At 71.8% G+C, this 18268-nt stretch carries 16 protein-coding genes; 3 read left to right on the top strand and 13 right to left on the bottom strand.

The features are described 5' to 3' along the window. Both ACTWQI_RS02365 and ACTWQI_RS02370 read right to left on the bottom strand, forming a co-directional pair. Positions 1-1074, bottom strand: a complete 1074-nt coding sequence (locus ACTWQI_RS02365; RefSeq protein ID WP_443266881.1) for a winged helix DNA-binding domain-containing protein — start codon at positions 1072-1074, stop codon at positions 1-3. Positions 1075-1345: 271 nt separating this feature from the next. Continuing rightward, complete coding sequence (locus tag ACTWQI_RS02370) at positions 1346-1612, bottom strand: hypothetical protein (protein WP_443266883.1); 267 nt, start codon at positions 1610-1612, stop codon at positions 1346-1348. Positions 1613-1854: 242 nt separating this feature from the next. Here ACTWQI_RS02370 and ACTWQI_RS02375 point away from each other — a divergent pair, with 242 nt between their 5' ends. After that, entirely contained in the window at positions 1855-2913 is a 1059-nt protein-coding gene (locus tag ACTWQI_RS02375) for a LuxR C-terminal-related transcriptional regulator (protein WP_443266885.1), read from the top strand. 52 nt (positions 2914-2965) lie between these two features. Here the strand turns inward: ACTWQI_RS02375 and ACTWQI_RS02380 are convergent, their stop codons facing one another. Together ACTWQI_RS02380 and leuA are read right to left on the bottom strand one after the other, a co-directional pair. Beyond that, positions 2966-3640 carry a TerB family tellurite resistance protein gene (locus ACTWQI_RS02380; protein WP_443266887.1) on the bottom strand — a complete coding sequence of 225 codons (675 nt, stop codon included), beginning with the start codon at positions 3638-3640 and terminating at the stop codon, positions 2966-2968. Between the two features lie 217 nt (positions 3641-3857). Continuing rightward, positions 3858-5642, bottom strand: a complete 1785-nt coding sequence (leuA, locus tag ACTWQI_RS02385; RefSeq protein WP_443266889.1) for a 2-isopropylmalate synthase — start codon at positions 5640-5642, stop codon at positions 3858-3860. A 297-nt stretch (positions 5643-5939) separates the two neighbouring features. Here leuA and ACTWQI_RS02390 point away from each other — a divergent pair, with 297 nt between their 5' ends. Both ACTWQI_RS02390 and ACTWQI_RS02395 read left to right on the top strand, forming a co-directional pair. Further along, complete coding sequence (locus ACTWQI_RS02390) at positions 5940-7022, top strand: M4 family metallopeptidase (protein WP_443266891.1); 1083 nt, start codon at positions 5940-5942, stop codon at positions 7020-7022. A gap of 25 nt (positions 7023-7047) precedes the next feature. Further along, positions 7048-7314 carry a protealysin inhibitor emfourin gene (locus ACTWQI_RS02395; protein WP_443266892.1) on the top strand — a complete coding sequence of 89 codons (267 nt, stop codon included), beginning with the start codon at positions 7048-7050 and terminating at the stop codon, positions 7312-7314. A 76-nt stretch (positions 7315-7390) separates the two neighbouring features. Here ACTWQI_RS02395 and ACTWQI_RS02400 read toward each other — a convergent pair whose 3' ends face one another. From ACTWQI_RS02400 to ACTWQI_RS02440, 9 genes are all read right to left on the bottom strand, one after another. Further along, entirely contained in the window at positions 7391-8410 is a 1020-nt protein-coding gene (locus ACTWQI_RS02400; protein ID WP_443266894.1) for a GTPase Era, read from the bottom strand. A 117-nt stretch (positions 8411-8527) separates the two neighbouring features. After that, on the bottom strand, positions 8528-8881 hold the full coding sequence (locus ACTWQI_RS02405) for a cytidine deaminase (protein ID WP_443266896.1): 354 nt from the start codon (positions 8879-8881) through the stop codon (positions 8528-8530). Between the two features lie 77 nt (positions 8882-8958). Further along, positions 8959-10311 carry a hemolysin family protein gene (locus ACTWQI_RS02410; protein WP_443266898.1) on the bottom strand — a complete coding sequence of 451 codons (1353 nt, stop codon included), beginning with the start codon at positions 10309-10311 and terminating at the stop codon, positions 8959-8961. 153 nt (positions 10312-10464) lie between these two features. Next, positions 10465-10962 carry an rRNA maturation RNase YbeY gene (gene ybeY, locus ACTWQI_RS02415; RefSeq protein ID WP_443266900.1) on the bottom strand — a complete coding sequence of 166 codons (498 nt, stop codon included), beginning with the start codon at positions 10960-10962 and terminating at the stop codon, positions 10465-10467. 13 nt (positions 10963-10975) lie between these two features. Beyond that, positions 10976-11977 (bottom strand): PhoH family protein, encoded by a 1002-nt coding sequence (locus ACTWQI_RS02420; RefSeq protein ID WP_443266902.1) that lies wholly within the window; start codon positions 11975-11977, stop codon positions 10976-10978. A gap of 127 nt (positions 11978-12104) precedes the next feature. Next, the gene (locus ACTWQI_RS02425) at positions 12105-13289 is read right to left on the bottom strand and encodes a carbohydrate kinase family protein (RefSeq protein ID WP_443266904.1); all 1185 of its coding nucleotides are present in this window, start codon (positions 13287-13289) and stop codon (positions 12105-12107) included. 111 nt (positions 13290-13400) lie between these two features. Next, the gene (locus ACTWQI_RS02430) at positions 13401-14324 is read right to left on the bottom strand and encodes a ribonuclease Z (protein ID WP_443266906.1); all 924 of its coding nucleotides are present in this window, start codon (positions 14322-14324) and stop codon (positions 13401-13403) included. Positions 14325-14342: 18 nt separating this feature from the next. Beyond that, positions 14343-14702: a histidine triad nucleotide-binding protein gene (locus ACTWQI_RS02435; protein ID WP_443267171.1), complete on the bottom strand. Its 360-nt coding sequence runs from the start codon at positions 14700-14702 to the stop codon at positions 14343-14345. 230 nt (positions 14703-14932) lie between these two features. Beyond that, entirely contained in the window at positions 14933-18259 is a 3327-nt protein-coding gene (locus ACTWQI_RS02440) for a S41 family peptidase (RefSeq protein ID WP_443266907.1), read from the bottom strand. Positions 18260-18268: the final 9 nt, after the last annotated feature.

Raw genomic sequence — 18268 nt, forward strand, 5'->3', positions numbered from 1 at the left:
TTACGAATCCGGCCCATCGTGAGCGGTCGTAGCGGAAATACAGAAACGTGCAACATCGGCCGCCTCGGCGGCAATCCCCTCCGACACCGCGCGGGAGACCGGGGCGCTCGCGGGGAAGGGCTCGAACCGCACGTCGCCGCCGCGGGCAGGGCGGCTCCACGTGCCGATGGCCCAGCCGTCGACCAGCACTGTCGGCCGGATCTGCCCACCGCCGGGCCAGACTCGCCGCTCATGGTCGGCGGGTACGGACAGCTCCCGGCTGCGGTAGCCGACGAGATAGTTGTCGTACGCGGGGATCAGCCGTACGTCAGGCCCTTCCGCCGAAACGGGTGCCTGTTCTGGCCGCCCCGACTCTGCCGCTGCGCCCCAGGCCCTTTTGCACACCGTGAGTTTGAGCCCGGACCAGTGGGCGAAATCCTGCACGGTGGCGGGGGCGTGGGCAGCGAGATAGCGGCAGGCCAGTTCGATTTCGGCGGTCTCGCCTTCCCAGGGCAGTGGCCCTGGGGCTGCGGGAATCCAGTCGTCGAGGAGGACGAACGTCGCCTCGCCCGCCCGCTGCGGGCCGTGGCAGATCCGGCCGGCCAGTGCGGCCCGGCGGATCAGATGGAAGGCGGACTGGCCCTGGGGATCGACACCGAGGGCCGTCAGCCGCTCGGTCAGCTCACTGCGGGTGAGGGGTCCTTCGCCGTCGATCGCCGTGACGATCAGGCGCTCGGCGCGCTCGCACAGGGCCTCGTCCAGGCCGAGTTCGCGGTAGCGACGCGCGCTGAGCGCGAGGAAGGCCGGGCCCAGCAGGGCAAGCAGCCAGCGGGCGTCGGCCGCGGGAACCAGCTGCAGAGTGCCGCGCAGGAACCAGCCGCGGACGGCGGTGCGGTCGGTGTCGGTCGCCCGGGCGACGTCGGCGGCGGTCAGGTCCCGGGCGCGTACCCGCAGCCCGAGCCCGGCGGCGGCGAGATCCTGTGCCTGTACGGCGAGGACGCGCCCGAGCACCTGACTGACGGACTTCTCCCTGACTCCGCCCGCGAGTGCCTGCGCCCGAGCGCGTCGCAGCGTATCCGACTGTTGTTCTTCCACCACGGTCTTCCTCTGCCAGGCTTACAAGGCTGCCCCCGGATGATGACATCCGCACACTGAGGCCGGCGGCGCACCGCCGCGGCGAGCGGGCTGGTCGGCGCAGTGTGCGCGAGGCTCACCCCGTGCCGGGCGGCTCGGCTTGCCGAGGGCGCGGCCGTGTGGACGCCCGCCAGCTAGCACAGCGCGCACGGATGGTGCGGCTCTCCGTCGAGCTGCGCTGGGCGCTGCGGGCGTCGGGCCGCAGCTCAGCGCATCGTCGCCACCATGCGCGTCAGCGCATGGGGCGGCGGCGGAGGACCGCGTAGTAGCCGGGCAGCCGCAGCGCGTCCGCGTCACTCTCCGGGTCGATGGCGTGCAGCTCGATGGCGTCGTCCTCCGGGACTTGCCATCCCTCCTCCGAAAAGGCGGCGGTCAGTTCGGGGCGGGTGAAGCGGCGGCCGAAGGAGCCCGCGGAGTAGTCGGGCTCGTGGACGATCAGCACACCGTCCTCGCCGAGCGGCGCAGCCCCCATCACCCCTGTGACGACCGCCCCCAACACGCCCGCATGATCTCCACACGAGCCGTCAGCCGACTGGTCAGCCAGTTCCTCGCAGGCCATCAAGGCCGGCACCGCCCCCTGGGCGGTGCCGGCCCCTGTGGGGGGTGGGCGTTGACGACGTTAACGGCGGTAACAGGACGCTGACCCCGGCCGGATCCGGCGTGACCGGTCCCGGCCAGGGTTGCGGGGCCGGCTCGTTCACCGGTCTGGTCGGCGGCTCCCCGGCGATTTATCGTGCGGCTATGCCTGCCGAGCACTGCCGCACCGGCGGCCGTCCGCCCAACGGGCCGGATGAGCCGCCATGTCCAACGGAGGCCGGCGCCCGCGAGGCGGCAGCGGCCGGAGACGTCTACGCGACCCTGGTCGAGCGGATCACCGACCCCGGCCGCCGTGACACCGCCCGGGAAGCCGAGGAGCTCCGCGCTCTCCCGGAAGACATCGCCCAGTGGCTCACCGATCGCGGACTGCTCGACGTACGGCGGTCGCGGCTCAGCGCGCCCGAACGGGCGCTGCGGGAACTGCTGCTGGACCACGAGCAGCAGCTGCGGTCGGCGGTCGGGGCGCTCGCGCGCAACATCCGGGCCATCGACGACGTCCTGGCCCTGTTCCCCTCGACGCGGCGATGGGGCCGGGAGACGGTGGAGGTCGAGTTCTTCGAGGACCGGGACCGGCTGCGGAAGCGGCTGGACGACCTCGACGCGCTGAGCCGGGAGGAGTTCGTCGCGATGCGCAACACCTTCCCGGAACCCGCGGTGCTGGAGGCGAGTCTGGTCTCCGACGACCGGATGCTGCGGCAGGGGGTCGCCTTCCGGATGCTGGTGTCCGCGCAGGCGCTCCGGGGGCCGGGGGTCGTCCGCTATCTCGACATGCTGCTCGACGGCGGAGCCGCCGTCCGGGTCGTGCCGGCCCTCCCGCTGTACATGAACATCGTCGACCGCGCGATCACGGTGATGGCCGTCGGGCCCGATCCGCACGGCCGGGACGGCGACGTGATCCTGCACAGTCCCCGGCTTGCCCGATGCTTTCTGCAGGTGTTCGAGCACAGTTGGGACCTCGGCAAGCCGTACTCCGGAAGCCCGGCGTCCGGCCGGCAGCCGGATGCCGCGCAGGATTTCTCACCCCAGGAACGAGAGGTGCTGGCACTGCTCGCCGCGGGCGCCAAGGACGAGAGCATCGCCCGTCGGCTCGGCTGCTCGGAGCGGACACTGAGACGGCTGATGACACAGATCGCCGAAAAGCTGGGCGCGCAGAGCCGGTTCGCGGCCGGGGTGGCGGCCGCCCGGCGCGGACTGGTCGACTGAAGGGCCCACAGGCGGCTCGGACCGCACTCGGCTCGCGGGGGCCCAGGGACCCTCAGGAAGGCATCCGGGCCGCGGCCTGCAGCACGCGCTCGGTGTCCTCACAGCTGATCCGGAGGGCGCGCCCGACGGCGGCGAGGGCTTCGCGCTCGGTCGGCGTGTACGGGCCGTCGGCGAGGGCGATCCGGGCGCCCTGCACCAGGATGCTCTCGCACCCTGCGGGGACCAGGTGCGGGGCGATGGGGTCCAGGGCCTCGTGGAGTTCGATGGCCAGGGCCGTGCCGCCCTCGAATCCCTCGTCGAAGGAGCCCGGCAGCCGGCCGGTGTCGGCGGCGAGCGACTCGACGAGGGCGAGGAGCTGCTCCCCCGTACAGTCCTCGAAGCCGGCCTCGCGCACGGCGCCGACGGCGGTCTCCCGGACCGTGCGGTCCTCGGCTCCGCCTGCCGCGAGGACGGCCAGGGCGACCGTGTGCACAGCGTCACGGAGCATGGCGGAGAAGCGGGTGCTGGTGAGGTGGTCGAGCGCGTCCGCGCCGAACCGGCCTCCGCAGGCTGAGCATTCGACGACGGGGCCCGTGGCGCCGCGCGAGAGGAGCGGCAGACCGAACACGGCGAGCCTGCGACGACCGGCGCGACGGCGGTAGTTGCGGTCTCCGCCGCACTCCGGGCAGAAGAACTCGCCGTCGCCGACCGTGCGCCAGGTCGTGCGCACTCCCCACACGCGCTGCATTTGCGCACCTCCGGCGCATTGGCCCGAATCACCCGGACACGGACCGCTGCGCTGCGGTGACTCTTCGGCAACGGCGCCGTGCTGGGGTGATGTTAGCCACTCCTTGATGCGTAGTCAGCACCCTGTGCACACGCGTCCGCGGCCCCAAGCGCTGCGAGGCGCTCGGGGCCGCGGTGACGTGCGATGACGGCGTGAAAGCCGGTGAAACGGCGTCGGGTCAGGAGCGGGACGCCCGGTTGACCGCGGAGACGACGGCCTTGAGCGACGCCCGGGTCGTGTTGGGGTCGATGCCGATGCCCCACAGGACCTTGCCCTCGATGGCGCACTCGATGTACGAGGCCGCCTGGGCGCTGGCGCCTTCGCTCATCGTGTGCTCCTGGTAGTCGAGCAGCCGGACGTCGACGCCGATCGCGTTCAGTGCCTCGAAGAAGGCGGAGATCGGTCCGTTGCCGGTACCGGTCAGCACCGTCTCGGTGCCGTCCACGACCGCCTCGACGGTGAGCGTGTCCGTGCCGTCCTTGTCGGTGGTGCTCTGGCCGGCGCGGAGCTGGATGCGGCCCCACGGGTTGTCCGGGTTCGGCAGGTACTCGTCCTGGAAGACCGACCAGATCTCCTGGGGCGTGACCTCGCCGCCCTCGGCGTCGGTCTTCGCCTGGATCAGCTTCGAGAACTCGATCTGCATCCGGCGTGGCAGGTCCAGCTTGTGGTCGTTCTTCAGGACGTAGGCGATACCGCCCTTGCCGGACTGGGAGTTGACCCGGATGACCGCCTCGTAGGAGCGGCCGACGTCCTTCGGGTCGATCGGCAGGTACGGCACGGCCCACTCGATCTCGTCGACCGTCTTGCCCTGCTCCGCCGCGCTCGCCTCGAGCGCCTCGAAGCCCTTCTTGATGGCGTCCTGGTGGGAGCCGGAGAAGGCGGTGTAGACCAGGTCGCCCGCGTAGGGGTGGCGCGGGTGGATGGTCATCTGGTTGCAGTACTCGGCAGTGCGACGGATCTCGTCGATCTGCGAGAAGTCGATCTGTGGGTCGACGCCCTGGGAGAAGAGGTTCATGCCCAGCGTCACCAGGTCGACGTTGCCGGTCCGCTCGCCCTGGCCGAACAGGCACCCCTCGATCCGGTCCGCGCCGGCCATGATCGCCAGTTCGGCGGCGGCGACGGCGGTACCGCGGTCGTTGTGCGGGTGCACGGACAGGCATACGTACTCGCGCCGCGACAGATTCCGCGACATCCACTCGAAGCGGTCGGCGTGGGTGCTGGGCGTCGAACGCTCCACGGTGGCCGGCAGGTTGAGGATGATCTCACGGCCGTCCTCGGGCTGCCAGACGTCCATGACGCCCTCGCAGACCTCCAGCGCGAAGTCCAGCTCGGTGTCCGTGAAGATCTCCGGGCTGTACTGGTAGCCGAAGACCGTCTCGTCGCCCAGCAGCTTGTCGGCGTACTCCATCACCAGCCGGGTGCCGTCGATGGCGATGGCCTTGACCTGCTCGCGGGTGCCGCGGAAGACGACGCGGCGGAAGACCGGGGCGGTGGCGTTGTACAGGTGGACGGTCGCCCGGTGCGCGCCGCGCACCGATTCGACGGTGCGCTCGATCAGCTCCTCGCGCGCCTGGGTGAGGACGGAGATCGTCACGTCCTCGGGGATCGCGCCCTCCTCGATGATCGAGCGGACGAAGTCGAAGTCCGTCTGCCCGGAGGAGGGGAAGCCGACCTCGATCTCCTTGTAGCCCATCCTCACCAGGAGGTCGAACATCGCGCGCTTACGAGCCGGGGACATCGGGTCGATCAGCGCCTGGTTACCGTCGCGCAGATCGGTGGACAGCCAGCGGGGCGCCTTGGTGATGCGCTGCTCGGGCCAGGTGCGGTCCGGGATGTCCACGGCCTCGTACGGGCCGTACTTGTGGATCGGCATCCCGGAGGGGCGCTGGGTCACGGTGGCCGCGGTGACGGGCGTGGGGCGGCCGACCGGATGCTCGCCGGTGGAGTTGGAGGAGGTCGTCATGTGCGCTGGGCTCCTGTCGAAGGGGCTTCGACGGCCGACGGCGGCAGCTGGGGCAGCACCGGACTCCGCGGGGAGGGGGTCGGCCTACGACTACAGGCCCTCGCCGCGGCAGCTAAGAAGAAGCAGCCCGAAACGCATGATGCGCAGCAGCTTAGCCGAGCCGCATGGAGGACACCGAGTCCGTATCAGTATGCAAGACCAGAACTGGTAACGGGCAAAGAGTGACCGATCACTCCATTTCATTAATCACGCTTGCCATCAGTGACACCGGGGTGACCCTGTGCGACATTGCGCTGCATGACCGTACCTTCCGTACATCCCGTCTTCTGCACCATCGTCCCGCCGCACCTGCTCGACCGGCTCGCCCGGTCCGGGGACCCCGCTCTGGCCCGTCCCGCCCGCCGGACGCTGGAGCGCGACGCCGCGCAGCGCACCCGCCGCCGGCTGACCGCCGTCGTCGGGGCGTCCGCCGTGACCGCGCGCCGCGGACCGGCAGACCGGCCGGACCGCACGGTCTGCGACGCCGGGCACCGCGAGGAGCTGCCCGGCCGCAAGGTGCGGGGCGAGGGCGACGAGCCGACCGGGGACGCGACCGTGAACCGCGCATACGCCGGGCTCGGCGCGACCTTCGAGCTCTTCCTCACCGCCTACTCCCGCCAGTCGATCGACGGCTCCGGACTGCCACTGGAGGCGACCGTCCACTACGGCGAGGACTACGGCAACGCCTTCTGGGACGGCGAGCGGATGGTCTTCGGCGACGGCGACGGCGAGATCTTCCTCGACTTCACGCTCCCGGTGGAGGTGATCGGCCACGAACTGACGCACGGCGTCACGCAGTACACCGCGAACCTCGAGTACTACGGCCAGTCCGGGGCCCTGAACGAGTCGATCTCCGATGTGTTCGGTTCGCTGATCAAGCAGTATGTGCTGGGGCAGACGGCCGACCAGGCCGACTGGCTGATCGGCGCCGGGCTGCTCGCCCCGCGCGTCAGCGGCGTCGCACTGCGCTCGATGAAGGCCCCCGGCACGGCGTACGACGACGACGTCCTGGGCAAGGACCCGCAGCCGGCCACGATGGCCGACTACGTCCGTACCAGCAGCGACAACGGCGGGGTGCACATCAACTCCGGCATCCCGAACCGCGCCTTCCACCTCGCGGCCGAGGCCCTCGGTGGCCACGCGTGGGAGCGTGCCGGGCAGATCTGGTACGACGTGCTGACCGGCGGCGAGCTGGCCCCGGACGCCGACTTCGCCGGCTTCGCACGGCTCACGATCGCCGCGGCGCAGGCCCGCTACGGCGACGGTGCGGAGCGCCAGGCGCTGCTGAAGGCCTGGTCGCAGGTGGGTGTGGCGACCGGCGACCGGAAACCCGGTACGTGACCGCCGGAGCGGGTACAGAGGACTCATGCGAATTCAGGTGAAGCGCACCGGAGGGTTCGCGGGGGTCGAGCGCCATGCCGAGGTGGACACCTCGGGGCGGGCCGACGCCCAGGAGTGGTACGCCCTGGCCGAGCAGGCTGTCGCAGAAGGCCGGGGCACGCCCCCGATCGGCGTACCCGACGGCTTCAGCTATCAGATCACGATCGACGACCGCACGGTGTACTGCTCGGATCCGCGGCTCAGCGAGCCGCAGCGCAAGCTGATCTCGCGGGTGCTGAAGGAAGCCGCCTGAGCAGGGGCAGGGCCGCCCGGGCCGGCTGACCCCACCGCCGGTTCGCGCGGCTCGGCGGCGCCCTCGCCCGGCCGGTTCAGAAACCCAGCCTCCGCAGCTGCTTCGGATCGCGCTGCCAGTCCTTGGCGACCTTCACATGGAGGTCCAGGAAGACCGGGGTTCCGAGCAGGGCCTCGATGTGCGTGCGCGACGTGCTGCCGACCTGCTTCAGTCGGGCGCCCTTGGGGCCGATGACGATGCCCTTCTGACTGGGCCGTTCGATGTAGATGTTCGCGTGGACGTCCAGCAGCGGCCGGTCCGCCGGGCGGCCCTCGCGCGGCAGCATCTCCTCGACCACGACCGCGATCGAGTGCGGCAGCTCGTCACGCACGCCCTCCAGCGCGGCCTCGCGGATCAGCTCGGCGACCATCACCTGCTCGGGCTCATCGGTGAGGTCGCCCTCGGGGTAGAGCGCCGGGCCCTCGGGGAGCAGCGGGACGAGGAGGTCGGCGAGGAGTCCGACCTGGCCGGCACCGTTCCGGCCGCTGCCGTCGGCCGGGGGATGGCGTCTCGCCTCCTGCTCCGCGGCGACGGCCGAGACCGGAACGATCTCCGCCCACTCCAGGCCCAGTTCCTTGCCGAGCCGGTCGACGGCGATGAGCTGTTCGGCGAGCCGCTGGGAGTCCACGAGGTCGGTCTTGGTGACGACCGCGACCTTGGGGGTGCGCTTGATGCCGGCCAGCTCGGTGGCGATGTAGCGGTCGCCCGGGCCGAGCCTCTGGTCCGCGGGCAGGCAGAAACCGATGACGTCGACCTCGGCCCACGTGGTCCGTACGACGTCGTTCAGTCGCTCGCCGAGCAGCGTCCGGGGCTTGTGCAGGCCCGGGGTGTCGACGAGCACGAGCTGGGCGTCCGGCCGGTGCACGATGCCCCGGACGGTGTGCCGGGTGGTCTGCGGCCGGGTGGAGGTGATCGCGACCTTCGTCCCCACCAGTGCGTTGGTCAGGGTCGACTTGCCCGCGTTGGGGCGGCCGACGAAGCACGCGAAGCCCGCGCGGTGCGGGGCGCCGTCCGGCGCGGCCTGGGGTGAGGGGGATCGGTCACTCATGGCGCCCATTCTCCCCGATCGTCCGGGCCCTCCCGACCACCCCGTCCGGGCCGGGGCCCCGAAGCGGTCCCGCACTGCTGGCTGAGCCGCCCGCGGGTCGGGTACGCCGCCACGGCCGCGGCCCCGTCACCCGGCGGAGACGGTCGCGCGCAGGGTGCCGTCCGGGGCGGCGAGGAGGACCGGGGTGTCCGGGCCGCCGAGGTCGCGCACGGCGGAGCGATCGGCGTCCGAGGCTGCTTCGGCGTCGCTGACGACGGCCGCGGCCTCCAGGGACGTGGCGCCGCTGGCGACGGCCATGGCGACGGCCGTCTGGAGCGCGCTGAGCTTGAGCGAGGCGAGGTCGACCGTGGCCGCCACGTACGTACGCCCGGTCTCGTCCCGTACGGCCGCACCCTCGGGCACCGCGTTGCGCGCCCGGGCGGAGCGGGCCAGGGTGATGATCTTGCGGTCCTCGGGGTCCAGCTCGGTGCTCTCACTCATGCTGAGGATCATAGAGATCCCGCGGGACCCCCCGGCCCGGCGGGCCGTCGCGGGATGCCCCTGCCCGCGGCCCGCGGCTACGACCGGGGTTCGCCGCGGGATGTGTCCTCGGCGACGCTCTGCACCGCTGTGCCGCCGGTGCCGGTGCGGACGGGCTGCACGAGGACCGTGACGATCCTGTTCCGGCGCCCCGCCGGGGACTCCGCGGTGAGGCGCAGCGCCTCGAGGGAGAGGTCGGCGGCGTCCTCGGAGACGTCCACCTCGGCCGTCGCGCCCGCGATCGGCACCCGGCCAAGCGACTTGGCGAGCAGTCCGCCGACCGTCTCCACGTCCTCGTCGTCCAGCTCGAGGCCGTACAGGTCGCCGAGGTCTCCGATGTCGAGCCGGGCCGTGACGCGGTACGTGCCGTCGCCGAGGTCCTCGACCGGCGGCAGTTCGCGGTCGTACTCGTCGGTGATCTCGCCGACGATCTCCTCGAGGATGTCCTCGATGGTGACGATGCCGGCCGTGCCGCCGTATTCGTCGATGACGACCGCCACATGGTTGCGGTCCTTCTGCATCTCGCGCAGCAGATCGCCCGCGTTCTTGGTGTCGGGCACGAAGACGGCCGGCCGCATCGCCGTGGAGACCAGATCGTTCTCGGCGTCCCGGTTGATGTGCGTCTTCCGCACCAGGTCCTTGAGGTAGACGATGCCGACGACGTCGTCCTCGTTCTCGCCGGTCACCGGGATACGGGAGAAGCCGGAGCGCAGCGCGAGGGTGAGCGCCTGGCGGACGGTCTTGGCCCGCTCTATGACCACGAGGTCGGTGCGCGGCACCATCACCTCGCGGACGAGGGTGTCACCCAGCTCGAAGACGGAGTGCACCATGCGGCGCTCCTCGGCCTCGATGAGCTGCTCCGACTCGGCCAGGTCGACCAGCGCGCGCAGCTCCGCCTCGGAGGCGAACGGGCCCTTGCGGAAGCCCTTCCCGGGAGTGAGCGCGTTACCGATGAGGATCAGCAACTGCGGGACGGGGCCCATGATGCGGGCGAGCGGGAGCAGCGCGTACGCGGCGGCGGTGGCCGTGTTCACCGGGTGCTGGCGGCCGATGGTGCGCGGCGAGACGCCCACGGCCACGTAACTGACGAGCACCATCACGCCGATCGCGACGACCAGCGCCTCCCAGGTCTCGTCGAATTCCTGCAGGCAGACGTAGGTGACGAGGACGCCGGCGGCCATCTCGCAGGCGACCCGGACCAGCAGCGCGACATTGAGGTAGCGGGTCGGGTCCGCGGCGACCGCGAGCAGCTTGGCGCTGCCGCGCCGCCCGGATCGTACGGCCTCCTCGGCGCGGAAGCGGGTCGTGCGGGCCAGGCCGGCCTCGGCGCAGGCGGCCAGCCAGGCGATGACCACCAGCAGGACGGCGGCGACGACGAGCTGCCCGGTCATGGCTGGAGGCACCTCCCTGGGGGCACCGCCCAGCGATAGCTGGGGGAGGTAGCTGAGGGCGGTTCCGGCGTGGGGCGTACGGTCATCGGCGCTTCCGTCGTCGGGCGCGTCCGGGCGATGGGGTCGGTCCGCTGCATGATCGCTGCCCCGTCGTCATCGCGTCGTGGGGGCCGGAGAGGGGCCTTCGACCCCGCGCTCGGCGCGCCAGCCGTCGACGATGGCCTTCTGCAACCCGAACATCTCCGCCCGCTCACCCGGCTCCTCGTGGTCGTAACCGAGGAGGTGGAGAACGCCGTGGACGGTGAGGAGCTGGAGCTCCTCGTCCATCGAGTGCTCGGTCGGCGCCTCCTCGCCCTGCTTCCTGGCCACCTCCGGGCAGAGGACGATGTCCCCGAGGAGCCCCTGCGGGGGCTCCTCGTCGTCCTTGACCGGCGGCCGGAGTTCGTCCATCGGAAAGGACATGACATCGGTGGGGCCGGACAGGTCCATCCACTGGATGTGGAGCTGCTCCATGGCGGCGGCGTCGACGACGATCACCGACAGCTCGGAGAGCGGGTGGATGCGCATCCGGGCGAGGGCGTAGCGGGCGACGTCCAGAATCGCCTGCTCGTCGATGTCGGTGCCGGATTCGTTGTTGACGTCGATCGACATGGTGCGCTGTGTCTTACTTTCCGTTGCTGTCGTCGTACTTCTGGTAGGCGTCGACAATACGGCTGACCAGCTTGTGGCGGACCACGTCGTTGCTCGTCAGGTAGGAGAAGTGGAGGTCGCGGACGCCCACCAGGATGTCCCGGACCTGGCGCAGACCACTCGTCGTGCCGCCCGGGAGGTCGATCTGGGTGATGTCGCCGGTGACCACGATCTTGGAGTTGAACCCGAGCCGGGTGAGGAACATCTTCATCTGCTCGGGGTTCGTGTTCTGCGCCTCGTCGAGGATGATGAACGCGTCGTTGAGCGTCCGACCGCGCATATAGGCCAGCGGAGCGACCTCGATCGTCCCGGCTGCCATCAGCCGCGGGATCGAGTCCGGGTCCAGCATGTCGTGGAGCGCGTCGTAGAGCGGGCGCAGATACGGGTCGATCTTCTCGTAGAGCGTGCCGGGCAGGAAGCCGAGCCGCTCGCCCGCCTCGACCGCCGGCCGGGTCAGGATGATCCGGTTGACCTGCTTGGACTGCAGGGCCTGCACGGCCTTGGCCATCGCGAGATAGGTCTTGCCGGTGCCGGCGGGGCCGATGCCGAAGACGACCGTGTGCTTGTCGATGGCGTCGACGTACCGCTTCTGGTTGAGGGTCTTCGGACGGATGGTCCGGCCGCGGGAGGAGAGGATGTTCTGGGTCAGTACCTCTGAGGGGGTCTCGACCGCGTCTGCGCCCTCGGTCTCCTCGCGGAGCATGGCGATCGAGCGTTCCACTGCGTCCTCCGTCATCGGCGCTCCGGTGCGAAGCACCAGCATCATTTCGTCGAACAGGCGCTGCACCAGCGCGACTTCCCGGGACTCCCCGGTGACGCTGATCTCGTTGCCGCGCACATGGATGTCGGTCGACGGGAACGCCTTCTCTATCACGCGCAGTAGCGAATCCCCGGACCCCAGAACCATCACCATGGGATGCTTCGGCGAGACGGTGAAGTGGGCGGTTGCCTGCGATCGTGTCGGTGTCTGAGTCATGGGCCGGCCCTCTGGCCTGCTGACCCCGCCTTCTGTGCTCGACGTGCCGCACGCGGTCCGCGCGGCCTGTGATATCTCAAGCCTACGACGGAGCACCGACAACACCCGAGTCCTTTTCCGTCCCGGTTCAGTGCTGCCGGAAGCCGATCGTGGGGACGGCGCGGCGCAGCGGCCAGGGCCGCGCGGCGGCGGGGAGCAGATCGTCGAGGAAGGCGTAGTGCCGCAGGGCGGCCACCTGGTCGTCGTAGGCCTTCACGTGCTGCCACCAGGCGGCCACCTCCACCCAGCCGGGGGCGGAGAGGGAGCCGCCGAACTCCTGGACCGAGAGCGCGGCGGTCAGACCCGCGAAGGCGAGCCGGTCGGCGAGCGGCCAGCCCGCCAGCGTGCCGGTGACGAAGCCCGCGACGAAAACGTCCCCGGCTCCGGTCGGGTCCAGCGCCTCGACCTCGATGGCGGGCACGGACGCGGTCTCACCGGTGCCGGCGTCGACGGCGTACGCACCTTCGGCGCCCAGCGTGACGACGGCGAGCGGCACCTTCTCGGCCAGTGCGCGGGCGGCGGCGCGGGGGCAGTCGGTGCGGGTGTAGCGCATCGCCTCCTCGGCGTTGGGCAGGAAGGCCTCGCAGCGGCCCAGGTCGGCCAGGGCGGAGAGCTCCCAGCGGCCGGTGTCGTCCCAGCCGACGTCGGCGAAGATCCGGGTGCCGCGGCGGGCGGCGGTCGCGATCCAGTCCTCCTGGCGGCCGGGGGCCAGCGCGGCGACGCAGGCGCGGGAGGGCGGCGGATGCGTGGGCGCACCTTCCTCGAGGTCGGGCGGCGGCGCCTCGTGGCCGTGGGAGACCATGGTGCGCTCGCCCTCGTACGCCATGGAGACGGTGACCGGGGAGTGCCAGCCCGGCACCCGGTGCGACGGGGACAGGTCGATGCCCTCCCCGTTCTGGAGGCTGTCCCAGCAGTAGTCGCCGTACATGTCGTCGCCGAACGCCGCGGCGAGTGAGGTGCGCAGACCGAGCCGGGCCAGGGCAGTGGCCATGTTGGCGACCCCGCCGGGGCTGGAGCCCATGCCGCGCGCCCAGGACTCGGTGCCGCGCACCGGAGCGCTGTCGAGGCCGGTGAAGATGATGTCGAGGAAGACGGTGCCGGTGAGGTAGACGTCGACCGGCGGGTCGCCGGCGGTACGGAGTCGGGCGAGGGGGTCCACCAGGTGACCGTGTGCGGTGGTGCCGACCGCCGTGGTGTCCACCGCCCCGTTCCGGTGCCCGGCGCCGGCCGTGTGCCACCCCGCCGGCTCTCTTCGTTCCCTTCGTTCCCTCATCGTGCGCTCCCTGGTGCTCCCGGACCGGCCGCCGGCCCATGCGTCGCACCCTGTGCCTGCCCTCCATCGTAGGGTCGGGCCGGACAGCGGCCGGACCGGTCGAGAGCGCGCTCAGCGCCGTTTCGGCAGCGGGACGCGCAGCAGGTCACGGGCGATGGTCAAGTCCCCTTCGAAGCCTGCCGCCCGCGCCTGCAGCTCGAACTCCGCGGGGTCGGAGTAGCGCTGCGAGAAGTGCGTGAGCACCAGATGGCGTACGCCCGCCTCCGCCGCCGCACCGGCTGCCTGGCCTGCTGTCAGGTGCCCGTACTCCTCCGCCAGTCGAGCGTCCTGGTCGAGGAAGGTCGACTCGATGACGAGCATGTCGCAGCCCGCGGCGAGAGCGTGCACGCCGTCGCACATCCGGGTGTCCATGACGAACGCAAAGCTCTGGCCCGGCCGCGACGCGCTCACCTCGTCGAGGGTGACGGTCCTGCCGTCCGCCGTGGTGAGGGTGGAGTCGCGCTGGAGGCGGCCGATGTCGGGGCCGGTGATCCCGTACGCCGCCAGCCGCTCCGGCAGCATCCGCCGGCCGTGCGGCTCGGTGAGGCGGTAGCCGAAGGCCTCGACGCGGTGCGAGAGCGGACGGGCCTCCAGGGTGAAGTCCCGGTCGGCGACCAGCACGCCGCCGTCGCCGGAGAGCGGCTGCTCGAGCAGCTGGACCGTCTCGCGGTAGGCCGTGGCGTAGCGCAGCCGGTCGAAGAAGTGCTTGCCGCTCGCCGGGTAGTGCACGGTGACGGGGTGCGGGACCCGGTCGAGGTTGATGCGCTGGATCACACCGGCGAGGCCGAGCGCGTGGTCACCGTGGAAGTGCGTGACACAGATCCGGTCGAGGTCGTGGGCGGCGGCACCCGCGAGGGTCATCTGCCGCTGGGTGCCCTCGCCGGGATCGAACAGGATGCCGTGGCCGTCCCAGCGCAGCAGGTACGCGTTGTGGTTGCGGTGCCGGGTGGGGATCTGGCTCGCGGTGCCGAGGACGACGAGTTCGCGTGCGGTCAACGTCGGTCCTTGCCGGGGCTATCCGGGTGGCCAGTCGAGGCCGCGGCCGCCGAGCACGTGCAGATGGGCGTGCCAGATGGTCTGGCCGGCGCCCGAGCCGGTGTTGAAGACGATGCGGTAGCCGGTGCCGACGACCTTGTCCTCGGCGGCGACCTCGCCCGCCTCGCGGAGCAGGTCGGCGGTGAGCTGCGGCTCCGCGGCCGCGAGGGTGGCGGCGTCCCGGTAGTGCGCCTTCGGGACGACGAGCACGTGGGTCGGCGCCTGGGGGTTGATGTCGCGGAACGCGACGGTCGTCTCGGTCTCGCGGACGACCGTCGCGGGGACCTCCCCTGCGACGATCTTGCAGAACAGGCAGTCCGCCTGTGGTTCTCCCGCCATGTGCCCGGATCTCCTTCGGGTCCGCCCCACGAAGACCGTGGTGCGGCTGCTGACGATCTCGTACGCACGCATGCTATCGGCCATGCCCCTGGCCGTCCGTGTCCGACGGCATGCATCGATCGGCTCAGGCGGACACCAGGTGCGTCGGAGGGGGCCGGGGTCCGGAGGCCCTGGCCCCCGGCCCCCCGCACCCCGGAAAGCCGCTCCCTACAGTCGCCCCGCGCGAACGGTTACGGCAGGTCCGGCGGGGTCTTCGCCGGGTTCTCGGCGAGGGCCGCCAGGGCGATGCGGATGGCCTCGTCGAGCTGCGGGTCGCGGTCGGCCGCCCAGTCCTGCGGGGTGTGGACGACCTCCACGTCCGGGTCGACGCCGTGGTTCTCCACGCCCCATCCGTAACCTTCCAGCCAGGAGGCGTACTTGGGCTGGGTGACGGATGTGCCGTCGACGAGGTGGTACCGGTTGTCGATGCCGATGACACCACCCCAGGTGCGGGTGCCGACCACCGGGCCGATGCCCAGCGCCTTGATCGCCGCGTTGACGATGTCGCCGTCGGAGCCGGAGAACTCGTTGGCGACGGCGACGACCGGGCCGCGGGGCGCGTCCTGCGGATAGCTGGTGGGCCGCATGCCGCGGGGCACGTCCCAGCCGACGATCCGGCGGGCCAGCTTCTCGAGCACGAGCTGGGACGTGTGGCCGCCGCGGTTCTCCCGGACGTCCACCACCAGGCCCTCGCGGGCGACTTCGACCCGCAGGTCCCGGTGGATCTGGGCCCAGCCGGGCGCCTGCATATCGGGCACGTGAAGGTAGCCGAGGCGGCCGCCCGACCGCTCGTGGACGTAGGCGCGCCGGTCGGCGACCCACGCGTGATAGCGCAGCTGCTCCTCGTCGGAGACCGGTAGGACGACGGCGTGGCGGGGGTCGCCGCCGCCGGCCGGGCCGATCGTCAGCTCGACCGGCTTGCCTGCCGCGCCGACCAGCAGCGGCCCCGGCCCCGTGACGACATCCACCCGGTGGCCGTCGACGGCGAGGATCGTGTCCCCCGGCCGTACGGCCACACCGGGAGCGGCGAGCGGCGAACGTGCCTCGGGGTCGGAGGTCTCCGACGGGAGGATGCGGTCGATGCGCCAGGCGGGGGCCTCCGCCCCGTCGCCGGTGTGCCGGGATATGTCGGCGCCGAGCAGGCCCTGGCGGTGGGTGGGGTTGCCGTAACCGCCGGGCGGGGCGACGAAGGCGTGCGAAGTGTCGAGCTCCCCCTGCACCTCCCACAGCAGGTCCGTGAGGTCGTCGTGGGTGGCCACCCGGGCGAGCAGCGGGCGGTAGCGGTCGAGGACCGCGTCCCAGTCGGTGCCGCCCATGTCGGGCCGCCAGAAGTTGTCCCGCATGAGGCGGCCCGCCTCCGCGTACATCTGGCGCCACTCGGCCGCTGGATCGACGGTCTGCCGGATCCGGGAGAGGTCGACGGTGAGGCGGCTGTCGTCCTCGTCGTCCTCGTCGGAGCCGGACTTGCTGTCGGACAGTACGAGGCGCAGCTTCTCGCCCGTGGCGAACAGCACTCGCTTGCCATCACCGCTGACCGCGAAGTCGTAGGCGTCCTGGGCGAGTTCCTCGACGCGGCGCCGTCCCAGGTCGAAGCGGACCAGACAGGTGGTCGGGCCGTCGGCGTCAGGGGTGGCCAGGGCCGAGCCGAGGACGCCGCGCAGCGGGTGGCGCAGCCACAGCACGGCGTTCCCGGCGGTCTGCAGGGTGGAGTAGCGGGCGGCCTCGACGGGGAAGGGCACGGCCCGGTCGGCGAGACCGTCGAGGTCGATACGGGTCACCGGCGGCTTGCCCTCATCGCCGCCGTGGTCGCCGGTGTCGCCGTCAGCGGGGCGGCCGTGCCGCTGCGGGCCGAAGGGCGAGGGCGTGTCGGCGGCGAGCGTCAGCAGGTGCGGACGGCACGCGCCGACGAACGCCAAGTCGAAGACGTGCGCGTCGTAGACGGGGTCGAAGGCCCGCTCGGAGAGGAAGGCGAGGTGTTTGCCGTCGGTGGTGAAGGCGGGTGAGAAGTCGTTGAAGCGCAAGGGGGTGGCGTCGGCGACGGACAGGTCGGCGGTGTTGGCGAGCTTCAGCTGGCGCAGCGGGCCGGGCCCTGGATGGGACCAGGCCAGCCAGCCGGAGTCGGGCGAGAAGACCAGGCCGTCGGCGTCACCGTACGCGCTCCGAGCCACCTCGCGGACCTCACCCGATACCCGCTCGACGAGCAGGACGCGGCCGTCGTGGGAGGCGACGGCGGCACGGCTGCCATCAGGCGCCATGGTGAGGTCGAGGACTCGGCCGAGCTGCCCGGCGGCGAGCCGCCGCGGGGCCGTATCCGGAGCCGTGCCGCCGGCGGGCGCGAACTCGAGAGCGTCCTCGCCCTCGGCATCCGTGACCCATACGACCCACTCCGCGCCGCCCGTCCGGAAGACCCGCGGCATCCGGCACCGTACGCCGGGCTCGGCGGCCAGCGCGCGGGCCGGGCCCTCGCGGTGGGTGATCCAGTGGATGGCACCGCGGATCTCGACGGCGCTGCCGCGCCCGGTGTGGTCGGGGCGAGCGTCTTCGAGATGCGCGGCGGCGCGCACCGGGCACGGCTGGAGATCGCTGCGTTGTCCGCCGAGGCGGATGTCGAGGTGGCGGGGCTCGGCGCTGTCCAGATCGTCCAGCAGCCAGAGTTCACCGGCCCGGCAGTACGCGACGCGGGTGCCGTCGGTGGCGGCGTGGCGGGCGTAGAAGCCGGCCGTGCCCTGGCTCCCCCAGCTTTCGCCCGGGGACTCCAGGGGAGTGTGACGGCGCAGGTCGGAGCCATCGGAGAGGGAGGAGTAGAGCGCGCCGACGCCTTCGTGGTCGGAGAGGAACGCGATACGGTCCCCGACCCACAGCGGGCACTCGAGGTTCCCGTCGAGCGCCTCGTGCAGCCGCTCGAACGGCTGGTCGGCCTCGCGGGCGATCCACAACTTGCCCGCGGTACCGCCCCGGTAGCGCTTCCAGTGGGCCGCTTCGCGGCCCGTGGTGGCCGACAGCAGCAGGACGGCCCCGCCCGGGCCGTATGCCACGTCGCCGACCGGGCCGTACGGCAGGAGGCGCGCCGGGCCGCCGTCCAGCGGGACGGCACGCACCCAGGTCCGGCGCACGGAGGGCTGCCCGTAGGTGCTGATCGCCAGGACCCCGCCGTCAAGCCCGTCCTCCGAGCCGGGCAGCCAGCCGCGTACGGACGTCTCCCAGCTGCCCCAGTACGTCAGCCGGGTCGAGCGGCCGCCGTCGACCGGGGCGGTGTGCACCTCGGGCGCACCGTCCCGGGTGGAGGTCCAGGCGATGTGCGTACCGTCCGGGGAGAACCGTGGATGCGAGACGGGCACGTTGTCGGCACTGACCCGCCAGGCGCGGCCGCCGTCGAGAGGCGCCGCCCAGACGTCGTCTTCGGCGGTGAAGCTGATCAACTCGCCGTGCAGATGCGGGTACCGCAGATACGAGGGCTGGTTCACGGCCTGTGCCGGCGGCTGGGAGGACGGGGTCGACGAGGGCGAAGGCTGGGTCATGGGCCGCCA

This window comes from Streptomyces sp. KR80 (assembly GCF_052245555.1).
Classification (GTDB): Bacteria; Actinomycetota; Actinomycetes; order Streptomycetales; family Streptomycetaceae; genus Streptomyces.